The following is a 1,835-nucleotide window of genomic DNA, read 5'->3' as shown; positions in this document are numbered from 1 at the left end:
CGCCCTGCTCGACGTCGGGCTCGCGCACGCACGCACACGGCCCTTCGCCACGCTCTCGGGCGGCGAGCGCCAGCGCGCGCTGCTCGCGCGTGCGCTCGTACAGGTGCCGCGCGTGCTGATGCTCGACGAACCCACCAACCATCTCGATCCGCGCCATCAGATCGATTTGCTCGCGCTCGTGAAGCGTCAGCGCATCACGACCCTCGCGACGATCCACGATCTCAATCTCGCCGCCGCGTTCTGCGACCGCCTGTTCGTGATCGACGCGGGCGAGATCGTCGCGCGCGGCACGCCGGACCAGGTGCTGACCGAAGCGCTGCTCAAGCGCGTTTATGGCGTCGATGCGATCGTCGATCGTCATCCGGTGACGCGCGGTCCGCGCGTGACGTTGATCACCCCGCATTCGGAGTCGAACGCATGAAGATGAACCGAGGTTTGCGCGCCGTTGTCGCGCTGCTGCTCGCGTGCGCGAGCGCCGCCGCGCACGCGGGCCACTATCCCGTCACGGTGCGCAGTTGCAATCGCGACGTGACGTTCACGCAGACGCCCGCGCGTGCCGTGAGCAACGACGTGAATCTCACGGAGATGATGCTCGCGCTCGGCCAGCGCACGCGCATGGCGGGCTATACCGGCATCAGCGGCTGGAAAACGGCGGACCCGGCTTTGCAGTCCGCGCTGCTCGGTCTGCCCGAACTCGCCCGCCGCTATCCGTCGCTCGAAACGCTCGCCGCCGCGCACGCCGATCTTTACGTCGCGGGCTGGAATTACGGCATGCGCGTGGGCGGCCCGATCACGCCGCAGACGCTCGCGCGCTTCGACATCGCCACCTATGAACTCACGGAATCGTGCTCGCATGTGATGCCGCGACCGGCCGCTTCGCTCGACGATGTCTATAACGACCTGCGCAATCTCGGCGCGATTTTCGATGTCGAGGCGCGCGCGCAAACACTGATCGCGTCGATGCAATCGCGCGTCGCTGACGTGCGCCGCGTGCTGAATGCGGACACGCATACGACGCCGCGCGTATTCGTCTACGACAGCGGCGAGGACAAGCCCTTCACGGCGGCTGCGCTCGCGATGCCCACAGCGCTGATCCGCGCAGCGGGCGGCCGCAACGTGATGGACGACGTCGCGCAAAGCTGGACCCAGGTGAGTTGGGAAAGCGTGGTCGCGCGCGATCCGCAGGTGATCGTGATCGTCGATTACGGCGCGGTGACGGCGGCGCAGAAGGAAGCGTTTCTGCTCGGCTCGCCCGCGCTCGCGAACGTCGCGGCGATTCGCGCGCGGCGCTTCATCGTGGTGCCGTACGACGCGGCGACGCCGGGCGTGCGCAACGCGCAGGCCGTCGAAACGATCGCGCGCGGTTTGCATCCGGAAGCCTTTGCTGCGCGCAACACACCGGGCGCGCCATGAGCGCACATTCTTCGCGCACATCCGCGCCATTGACGCTGCCGTTCGCGGCGATCGTGTCGCTCGCGTGCGCGCTCGTCGTTTCGATCGTGCTCGCGGTCGGCTTCGGACCCGCGCACATCGCGCCGCTCGACGTCGTGCACACGATCGCTTCACATATTGGCGGCGGCACGCACATCAGCGCGACGATCGACGACATCGTCTGGCAAATCCGTCTGCCGCGCGTGCTGCTGGGCGCGCTCGTGGGCGCGGCGCTCGCGCTGTCCGGCGCGGTCCTGCAAGCTGCCACGTCGAACCGTCTCGCCGATCCTCATCTGCTCGGCGTGAGCGCGGGCGCGAGCGTCGGCGCGGTTGCGGCGACGCTGTGGCTCGGCGCGGCATGGGGCGCGCTGACTTTGCCCGCGTGCGCCTTCGTCGGCGCGCTC

At 68.6% G+C, this 1,835-nt stretch carries 3 protein-coding genes; all 3 read left to right on the top strand.

Translation table 11 applies throughout. The features are described from left to right. Positions 1-421: ABC transporter ATP-binding protein (locus G3N97_RS38560; RefSeq protein WP_205997965.1), on the top strand; the 421-nt coding region annotated here is incomplete at its 5' end. Continuing rightward, entirely contained in the window at positions 418-1,413 is a 996-nt protein-coding gene (locus G3N97_RS38555; protein ID WP_205997964.1) for an ABC transporter substrate-binding protein, read from the top strand. The genes G3N97_RS38560 and G3N97_RS38555, both read left to right, overlap by 4 nt. Beyond that, positions 1,410-1,835, top strand: a 426-nt coding sequence (locus G3N97_RS38550) for an iron chelate uptake ABC transporter family permease subunit (RefSeq protein ID WP_205997963.1), incomplete at its 3' end; no start/stop codon positions are given. The genes G3N97_RS38555 and G3N97_RS38550, both read left to right, overlap by 4 nt.

The sequence above is a fragment of the Paraburkholderia sp. Ac-20347 genome (genome assembly GCF_017104805.1).
Taxonomy (GTDB): domain Bacteria; phylum Pseudomonadota; class Gammaproteobacteria; order Burkholderiales; family Burkholderiaceae; genus Paraburkholderia; species Paraburkholderia tropica.
The sequence above is the reverse complement of the archived record's forward strand: the minus strand, read 5'-3'. Positions and strand labels throughout refer to the sequence as shown.